General features: G+C 71.6%; 9 protein-coding genes. 7 read left to right on the forward strand and 2 right to left on the reverse strand.

From position 1 onward, the window contains the following. The first annotated feature begins 121 nt into the window (after nucleotides 1-121). From ABT106_RS08830 to ABT106_RS08850, 5 genes are all read left to right on the forward strand, one after another. Nucleotides 122-955 carry an SDR family oxidoreductase gene (locus ABT106_RS08830; RefSeq protein WP_351274381.1) on the forward strand — a complete coding sequence of 278 codons (834 nt, stop codon included), beginning with the start codon at nucleotides 122-124 and terminating at the stop codon, nucleotides 953-955. Between the two features lie 73 nt (nucleotides 956-1,028). Continuing rightward, entirely contained in the window at nucleotides 1,029-1,331 is a 303-nt protein-coding gene (locus ABT106_RS08835; RefSeq protein ID WP_351274384.1) for a hypothetical protein, read from the forward strand. A gap of 3 nt (nucleotides 1,332-1,334) precedes the next feature. Continuing rightward, a complete protein-coding gene (locus tag ABT106_RS08840; protein WP_351274386.1) occupies nucleotides 1,335-1,706 on the forward strand; it encodes a toxin Doc in 372 nt (123 codons plus the stop codon). A 130-nt stretch (nucleotides 1,707-1,836) separates the two neighbouring features. Then, entirely contained in the window at nucleotides 1,837-2,712 is an 876-nt protein-coding gene (locus ABT106_RS08845) for a hypothetical protein (protein ID WP_351274389.1), read from the forward strand. 68 nt (nucleotides 2,713-2,780) lie between these two features. Beyond that, entirely contained in the window at nucleotides 2,781-3,281 is a 501-nt protein-coding gene (locus tag ABT106_RS08850; protein WP_351274392.1) for a hypothetical protein, read from the forward strand. A 99-nt stretch (nucleotides 3,282-3,380) separates the two neighbouring features. Here ABT106_RS08850 and ABT106_RS08855 read toward each other — a convergent pair whose 3' ends face one another. Next, a complete protein-coding gene (locus ABT106_RS08855; RefSeq protein WP_351274395.1) occupies nucleotides 3,381-4,658 on the reverse strand; it encodes a PA0049 C-terminal domain-containing protein in 1,278 nt (425 codons plus the stop codon). Nucleotides 4,659-4,819: 161 nt separating this feature from the next. On the opposite strand from ABT106_RS08855, the gene ABT106_RS08860 reads away from it, so the two are divergent. Together ABT106_RS08860 and ABT106_RS08865 are read left to right on the forward strand one after the other, a co-directional pair. After that, on the forward strand, nucleotides 4,820-5,539 hold the full coding sequence (locus ABT106_RS08860) for an NUDIX domain-containing protein (RefSeq protein WP_351274398.1): 720 nt from the start codon (nucleotides 4,820-4,822) through the stop codon (nucleotides 5,537-5,539). Nucleotides 5,540-5,682: 143 nt separating this feature from the next. Beyond that, on the forward strand, nucleotides 5,683-6,129 hold the full coding sequence (locus ABT106_RS08865) for a hypothetical protein (RefSeq protein ID WP_351274401.1): 447 nt from the start codon (nucleotides 5,683-5,685) through the stop codon (nucleotides 6,127-6,129). A gap of 799 nt (nucleotides 6,130-6,928) precedes the next feature. On the opposite strand, the gene ABT106_RS08870 is transcribed toward ABT106_RS08865, so the two are convergent. Continuing rightward, nucleotides 6,929-7,714, reverse strand: a complete 786-nt coding sequence (locus ABT106_RS08870; RefSeq protein ID WP_351274404.1) for an SDR family NAD(P)-dependent oxidoreductase — start codon at nucleotides 7,712-7,714, stop codon at nucleotides 6,929-6,931. Nucleotides 7,715-8,980: the final 1,266 nt, after the last annotated feature.

The following is an 8,980-nucleotide window of genomic DNA, read 5'->3' on the forward strand; positions in this document are numbered from 1 at the left end:
CGCCCCCTGCAAGGGGGCTGACCAGGAGCCGGACGGCCGACGACCATGGAGCGCCGGGTCCGGCAGCGGAGCCTTCCGGCACTACCGGAGCTTTCCGGCACTACCGACACGTGGGGGACACATGGTGCGACGCTGGCTGGTGACGGGGTGTTCCTCGGGACTGGGGGAGGCACTGGCAGCCGCAGCGGCCGGGGCCGGTCACCGGGTGGCGGTGACCGCGCGCAAGACCGCCGCCCTGGATGACCTCGCCTCGGCCTGGCCCGGCCGGATCGTTCCGATCGCGCTGGAACTGCGCGACGCGGCCCAGTGCGAGGAGGCGGTGCGTACCGCCGCCGACCGCCTCGGCGGCATCGACGTCCTCGTCAACAACGCGGGCGGCGGCCTGTTCGGCGCGGTCGAGGAGGTGTCCGACGCGGAGCTGCGCGACCAGCTGGAGACGCTGGTCATCGGCCCGTGGCGGCTGGCCCGGCTGGTTCTCCCGCTCATGCGGGCCCAGGGGCACGGCCACATCGTCAACGTCTCCTCGCTGGCCGGCCGGATGGCCTTCCCGGGGCTGGGGGCGTACGTCGCCGGCAAGTACGCCCTGGAGGGCATGAGCCAGGCACTGGCCGCCGAGGCCGGCCCGCAGGGCGTCCGGGTCACCGTGGTCGAGCCGGGGGTCTTCGCCACCCGCTACGGGACCTCCCTCACCGAGGCGGGCCACCGGATGCCCGAATACGCCGAGCCGACCGGCGCGATGCTCGACACGTTCCGCGTCATGGCGGACGACGCCGCGGCCGGACGGCCCGAGGACTTCGCCGCCCGGGTCCTGGACATCGTCGCCGCCGACGCGCCCACCCCGCTGCGGGTCCCGATCGGAGACGACGCGTACGCCTACGTGGACATGGCGGAGCAGGCGGCCCGCGAGGAACTCGCCGCGGCGCGCGCCCTCGTACAGGGGCCGCCGCAACTCTGAACCGGCAGGCGCCGAGCGGTTCGCTCAGCCGTTCCACTGTCGCCGCTTTACGCGCTGCTGTACGGTCGTGACCATGTCGAAGACGGTGACGATCAGGGTCGAGGAGCAGCTCCACGCGCTGCTCAAGGAGCGGGCGGACGCCGAGGGCACCACGGTGACCGCGCTGATCACGCGAGCGGCGCAGGACGCGGTCCGCGACCCGCGCCTGGAGGAGGCGGGCGAGGTGTTCCGGGCATTCCTCGCCGACCAGGGCGACGCCTTCGACCAGGCGTTCCCCGGCGACGCGCCGTCCCGCGCGGACGCGCCGTCCCGCGCGGACGCGCCGTCCCGCGCGGACATGCCGTCCCGTCGGGACGCGCCGGGCAGGGCTGCCTGAGCCGTGGAGCTCTACGTCGACATCCGCTGGCTCCTCGAGCGCCAGGCCGAAGTGCTGCCCAAGCAGCCCTCCATCCACGACTTCTCCGCCCTGGTCGCCGCAGTCGGCCGCCACCGCGTCAACACCCCCCAGATCGGCGCCACCGTCGACAACTCCTGGCGTGCGGCCGCCCTCATGCACGCCGTCATCCGGCTGCGCCCGCTCCCGGCGCGCAACGCCCTGTTCGGCGCGGGCCTGGTGGCGGCGTACATGCACGCCGCCAACGAGGGCATCGACGCTCCCTACGGGGCGCTCGTCGACCTGGCACAGGACATCGACTCCGGCCGTGCGGACGCGTACGACGCCGCGGACCGCATCCGGTCCTGGCGCGTCTGAACGACGGCCCGTACCGCCCCGCCCCCACCGCCCCGTCCCGGCCGCACGGCCCGCTCAACCGGGCCCACCGGGCTGCAACGGGGAGCAGGCGCCAGCCCGCACGTAACGCGCGCGCAGTAGCATCGCGGCCATGGCGCCATCCGAGCAGAGCGGCCGCACCGACCGGGAGCCCACCGGTCCCTGGCGCGTCAGCGTGGAGGCGTACGGGCGGCAGCCCGGCCTCCCCCCGTACGACCGGCGGGGCTTCGCAGACGACCGGCCGCTCGCCTCCCGGGACGGCCTGAGCATTCACGGCCGGTCGGGGACGCTCAGCTGCGTCGACGCCGCGGGCGCCACCCGTTGGACCCAGGAGTGCGCGGGCCGGCCCAACGCCGCCCACATATCCGGCGGCCGCCTCCTGGTCACCACCGATTCCCTCGACTACACCCCCTGGGGCAACCTCGGTCCGGCCCTCCTGCTCGACCTGTCGGACGGCGCCCGGATCGCCGAACTGCGCGGGGAGCGCGGCGCGGCCCTCCCGGGCGGCCGCTTCCTGCTCGGCCTGGAGGGCTACGACTTCTACGACACCTGGGAGCACGACCGCGACGGCACCGTCCTCGACTCCTGGCGCAGCTACGGCCACTACGTCATCGGCACCGGCATCCGCGTCGTCGAGACCGACCGCAGGATCCCGACCGGCAGCCGCGTGGTCCGCCTGCTGCCGGGCGGTGTCATCGAGCGCGGCCCGGCGCTGAACGACCCGACCGGCCCCCGTCCCCTCGTACTCGAAGAGGGCACCATCCTCGCCCTGGATGCGGGCGTACTGCGCGCCGTCGACCGGCGACTCGGCGCCACGGTCCTCGCGGAGCTGCTGCCCATCGCCGCCGACCGGGCGTCCGGCCACATAGGTGCCCTCAGCCGCGAGGGCGAGCGCGTCACCGCGGTCATCGCCGAGCCGCTCCCCGGCCACCCCACCCCGTACGCGGTCCACACCTGGACGCTCAGGCTCCACCCGCCCCGCACCTGACGCGAGTTCCCTGCCCGGCCCTCCGCCGCCGCTCACCGCCCGGCCCGGCGCCGGGCATACTGCCGGACATGAAGTCCCCGCTCGCCACACGCGTCCACCTGATGATCACGTTCGTACTGGTCACGTGCGGGGCGGTCGGGGGAGCCTGTCTCGGGTTCCTGCTGTCCGGCCGACTGATGGCCCTGGTCTTCGCCGGCGCGGCCGGACTGGGCGCGGGGATCGGGGCCCACCTCTCCCGCCGTCAGGTCGTCGCCCTCCTCCGCCCCGCCCCCGCGATTCCTCCGGTCGACGGCTACGCGGAGGGCCTCGCCGACGCGGCGCTCCTGTGCATCGCGACGTACCAGGCGGCCGTGTTCCCGCTCACTCCCGACGGGGTCACCGAGGAGGAGCGCAGGGCCCGCCGGCACATCGCCTACCGGATCGCCGCGTACGACGGCCTGCCGCACCCCGTCCAGACCTCGGCGGCCGCGGCTCTCGAAGCCATCGACCAGGGGCTGGACGCGGAACGGGCCGAGGCGGCGATGAAGGCCCTGGGCATCACGGTCTACGACCACCGCGGCGGCAGGTGACGCGCCCGCCCGCACACCCGCCCGCCCGCCCGCACGCCCGAGCCCCGGCAGCCCACCCGTCGGCCGACCCGTGAGGCCCCGGCCCGCACGGCGGGTGTGTCAGCGGCCCCCGCCGGAGCCGCGCAGCACCGCCAGCACCTGGGCCGTGATCGCGCTCTCGTTGCGCTCGAAGTCCGCCCCGGTCAACTGGGCCGGATCCGACGGCAGTCCGGTCAGCACCGGGGTGTGCAGATGGCCGCCGGGCAGGCCGGGGCGCAGTTCCGTGCGGAGCCGGTTCGAGCGGTAGGCGACCTCGTTGGAGAGGTAACCGCCGCCTCCGCCCGCCACCGCGCGCGATCCCGGGGTCGGCCCGTCCGCCCGGTCCACCGGCGTGTCCCGGCCGGCCGGGATCTCCGTGACGGCCGTGTTCAGGCGTACGGGGTAGGGCGTCTGGACGGAGGTCATGGCGTCGGTCGGCAGCGTGGTCCGCAGGAACTCCGGTCCCGGGCCGAGCCCCGGCGCCGTGACGGGGCGGTCGTACGTACCGCCCGACAGGGCGCCCGCGTTGTCCGGGTACGGGTCCGCCGAGCGGGCGCGCCCGGCCCAGGCTTCCAGGGTGAAGATCCCCGGGTAGCCCTGGCTGATGCTGGTGATCATGTCCGCGGAGCGCGGACCCGCCGCCAGCCGCGGACCGTAGGCGCGCTCGACGATGCCGGCGTTGAAATCGGCGTAGCGCACCGGCAGGACCACCGCCCGGAACTCGGCCACCGTACCGTCGGTCAGGGTGATGCGGCGGCCGTTGAGCTGGAGCGCCGCCGATCCCGAGGGGTTGGCCCGGCGCAGCTCGGCGTCCAGCCCGAACGGGTCGAATCCGCTGACGAAGATCCGCCGGACGCCCGGGGTGCCCCGGAACTCGTTGTCGGTGAGGCCGCGCGAGGCGTCTTCGAAGCCGGCCCGGAGAGCGGCTCGGTCCACCGGGAACTGCGGCTGCCAGCGGTCGAGCCGCACCGTCATGGCGAGCCGGGCCCAGTACAACGGCCGGTCGTCCCCGGCGGGGAGGTCCCCGCCGGGCCGCCGCCCCTGCGCCCGGTCCGCGGAGGCATGCCACAGCGCCTCGCCCCACGCCTTCAGCAGCCGCTCGGCCTCGGCCGCGCTGCGCGTGCCGCACAGTGCGGCGGGGAAGCGGCGTACGAAACCGTCGAGCCCCGCCCGCTGCGGGAAGGCCGCAGACCGCGGGTCCGCGAGGCGGTTCTGCTCAGGATCGGCGGACGGGGCCGCGGTCGCACTGGTACCACCGGGGCAGGCGGGTGCGGTGTGAGCGTGTGCGGCGGTGGGCGGGAGGACAGCGGTTATGCCGAGCAGGGCGGAGGCGAGGGCCGCGCGACGTAAGAGCATCATGCGATGTGACATTACATAGAAGGCCGTTCGCGGCAGCGCCCCACCGGCGAAGTCGAGCCACGCGCGGGCGGGTCCCTGGCGGGGCGCCGGGAGACCGGGTGCCTTGCCCTGCCCTCCCTGCCCTGCCCTGTCCGACCCGGCTACCGGCCTAATCTCTGTGGATGACTGATGAATCCGATGAATCCATCGCGGTGAGCGTGCAGTTCGACGGAGGCGGTCTCGCCGTGGTGCGGGAGCCTGGTGAGGGCGGGGCGTATCGCCTCCCTCGGCTGGGCGAGGTGTCGGACGACGCGTGGTGTTCCTTGTCGCAGGCGGAGGCGTTGCGGGCACACATCCGACCCGTGGGCACAGCGGAGACGGTGCTCCGGGAGTGGGCGCGGAACGGTGCCGCGGGGGCAACGCAGCCCTGGGACGACCCGGCGGCCACCGACCCCGTGCGGGTTCGGGCCGGTGCGGTCGTGATCCGTGACGATCGCGTTCTGCTGATCGGATTCGAGGAGGAGGACGGGAAGCCGTTCTACGAGATACCCGGCGGCGGGGTCGAGGGCGGCGAGACGCCGCGTACCGCGGTGGTCCGTGAGCTGTGGGAGGAGACCGGCCTGACAGGGACCGTACGGGGGGAACTGGCCCGGGTCTGGAAGGACGGTCGTCGCGAGCACTACTTCCTCTTGGACGCCGTGGGAGACATCGGCGCACTTGAGGAGCTCGACAATCACGGCGGCGTGCCGGTGTGGGTTCCCGTCACACGACTGGCCGTGACGCCGGTCTGGCCACGGCGGCTCGCCTGGCGTATCGCCGACTGGCATGCGAGAGGGTGGCCGAATCGGCCGGCGGAACTCGCGGACAGCATTCACGACCTGGGCGCTGCCTGTACGTGGTAGGCCGTAGGCCGTAGGCAGGCCGTAGCTAGGCCCGCGGGTCCCGAGTCGCCTGGTATCCGGTGGGGGCGCGGGCGGGGCGGGGCGCGGGCGGGGCGCGCTGCCGAGCGCCTTTCCGTGGCGCGTACGGCGTGATCATCCGGTTGGTGGTGCTCGGAGTGCCGGGTGGTGGGGGCTGGGGGAGGATGCGGGATGTGAGATGTCGGTCTGGATTGTCGGTCTGGATGGATGGGGTTGGTGTGAGGGTGTTGCGCCGGTGTGTGGGTGTGGTGTCGGGGGTCGCGGTGGGGATGGCGGTCGTCTCGGGTTGCTCGGGCCTCGGGCGGAGCACGGTGGGGATGCTGAGTTTCCGCGGGGAGGACGCGCGGGTCGAGGTGTCGTACTCCAATACGCTCGTGAAGGGGTGCCACCGCATTGGTGTTCCGGCAGGTGCCACGCACGTGGTGAACAACACGCTGGTGGACGTCGTGTTGTACCGGACGGCGGACTGCCGGGAAGTCGCGGGGGGAGAAGGCGTGTACACGGCGACGACCCTGTCGAACGTGACGGCACCGGAGAGTCTTCCGTGGCGGAGTTTCAGGGTCATTCACTGACCCGGCCCCGCTTCCCGTTTCCGGCTGGCTGTCGCACTTCCCCGCCCCAGGTCCCGGGGGTCGGCCGTCGCGGGGGCTGCGGCGAGCCCCGCTGGCGGGAGGACGCGGTCCGGCGTGAGGACGTCCAGCGCCGAGACGCCGTCCAGCGCGGAGACGCCGTCCAGCGCGGAGACGCCGCCCCGCGGAACCCGGCCCGCTGGTCCGCTTCCCTCAGCCGCTCAGCCGCTCAGCCTTTCAGCCGCTCAGGTCTGGCACTGCTTCGTAGCCGCGGCAGACCAGCCGCTTCGGACAGCGCCATCGGCCCGGGCGGGTACGCGGCTCTCGACCCTCACGGGGCCGCAGATTCGGAAGCCGCTCCCCACTTCGACGGGGCCGATGGACTCGCCGGGATGCTCCGGTTGACGGCTACCCGGCCCCGACCTGGACGCTGATCGCAGAACGACGCTCAGCGAACTGGGTCTGAGTCGCTTCCCCGACGGGAACTGCCGCGGACCGAGCCCGATTTCCTCCTGCTGAACGCGGACGAAGCTGCACCTTCCAGCCTCTGGACCACCTTCCGCGTCCGCCGCTCGCGAACGATTCGGTGCGCGGGGAGGTTGGCCGAGCCCGTTCGCGGGGTGTCGGTCAGTCGGTGGGGCGTGTCAGCCCTGGAAGTGGTCCGCGAGCTGTCCGTCGGTGTCCGGCAATGCGGGCTCGCAGGCGGAAGAAGTCGTGACTGAGCGCTGGCTTAGCCGGCCCACAAAGGGCGCCGTGCCAGTGACTGTGTGGTTGTGGTTGTGGTTGTTCCCGTGATGGGTGGTTAGCGGGTGGTCCAGCCGCCGTCGACGGAGAGGGTGGTGCCGAGGACGAAGGAGGAGCGGGGGCTGCAGAGCCAGGCGGCTGCTTCGGCGATTTCGGTGGGGGTGGCGATACGGGGGAGAGGGGTGGTGTCGAGGAGGGTTTGTTCGATGTGGGGGTTTTGAGCGAGCCAGTTGTTGATCATTTCGGTGTTGGTGGTGCCGGGGGCGATGGCGTTGATGCGGATGTTGTGCGGGGCGTATTCGTTGGCGGCGGCCTTGGTGAGGCCGATGACGGCGTGTTTGGAGGCGATGTAGGGGGCGGTAACCGGGGTGGCGACGAGGCCGGCGGTGCTGCTGTTGTTGACGATTTGGCCGCCGTGGGGGTTGTTGAGCATGGCGCGGATCTCGTGGCGCATGGAGTTCCAGGTGCCGCGGGTGTTGGTGTCCATGACGATGTCGTAGGTGGATTCGTCGAGCAGGTGCATGGGTTGAGGGGTGGCGCCGATGCCGGCGTTGTTGAAGGCGGAGTCGAGGCGTCCGTAAGCGTTGAGGTGGGTTTGGATGGCGTGGTCGACGTCGTGGGTGTTACGGACATCGGCGATGACGTACTGGGCTTCGTAGCCGGCGTCACGGAGTTCTTCGGTGAGAGCGGCGAGTTCGGGTTCGCGGCGGGCTATGAGCGTCACGACGGCGCCTTCGCGGCAGAAGACGCGGGCGGCTTCCGCTCCGATGCCGGAGCTTGCGCCGGTGATGAGGGCGGCTTGGTTCGCCATGAGGGGTGTGGTGGTGTTTGGGGGGTGGGTCATCGCGTGAACGTAGCATGAGGGGAGGGGTGTTGTGGCGGGTGATGGTCTGCTCCGTAGTCCGTAGCCGGGTTGTGGATGCGGGGCGGCTTTTGTTGGGGCCTTCTACAGTCGTCCTCGCCTGGTTCGTGGTCTTCGTGTGGTGTCGGAGTTGCCGGGGCGGGGTATCGCGGCGGTTTTCGTTCCGCTTCTGGCTTTTGACGGTGTGTGGGCCGGTGCCCTCTTCCATTGTGTGGTCTTTGGCGTGTGTGGGAGGTTGCTTCGGTGTGGTGGGCATCCGGAGATCTGGGGTCGCGCCCTGGGAGGGATGTCCGCAACCGAGAACGTGCCGAAGAAGTAGCCGTGACTGGGGCGGCCATTCATGCTGGCTTCAAGGCCGGGATCATCGAGCTGTGCCTGCGGGGACCGCCGGGTCCCCAATGTCGTCCGGGACGTCGACCTGACCGGGACCGTGTGAGGCCGCGGCTTCGGCTGGCCCAGGCCATTGGGAGCGACCAATCCAAGGGCCCGGTGAGCGATGAAGCGCTCCGAGGCCGCCGAGTTGCGGCGGGAGAACCGCCGTCCGCGGCAGGGGTATCGAGATTCTCAAGCCGGCTATGGCCTTCGTCGCGAGGACAGCGCGGGCCGGGTGGGTGAGTTGAGTGGCGGGTCGGGTGGGCGTGCAGCCCTGCTGAGTGCGGGTCGTGTACGCGTGGACCTGAGTGGCTGTGACATCCGCATCAACTCGGCGGCCACCGGCCCAGGCTGGCGGGTGGGTGTCACCTCTATGGTCATCGGGCCGGTTCGGTTCGGTTCTGCCACCGTGGTCGGCGCCGCCTTTCGCCGGACGGCTGGCCGGTTGCCGTCGGCCGCCTGGGAACCTTCCTGGCTGTGCGCTGTCCATGCCGATGCCTGCTTGTAGGGCGCTTCATTGTCCGGTGGTCTTGTGTTTCGGCTGTGGGGTTTGGTAGATCTGCGATGTGTTTGCTTCGGCTTGTGGCTGGTGCGGGTATCGGACTTGCCGCTTGCCGCTTGCCGCTTGCCGCTTGCCGCTTGCGGTTGGCGGTTGTGGGGTGTGGTGGGGCGGTGTTCTGGTCGAGTTCCTTTTGGTCGTTCCTTGGAGTGATTTCCCTGCTTCGCGTGGTGCGGGTGGCGTATTCATGTTGTTGCGGGGGTCGCCGTTCTTCGGGTATGTCGAGGGTTGGTGCGGTACTCGACGGTTTCCCGTCACCTTGGTCCGGCAGGGCTTTGGTGAGTGTGTAGGCAGCGTGTTGTGAGTTATGTGGAGAG

It is taken from the genome of Streptomyces sp. NPDC002044, assembly GCF_040296725.1.
GTDB lineage: Bacteria > Actinomycetota > Actinomycetes > Streptomycetales > Streptomycetaceae > Streptomyces > Streptomyces antarcticus.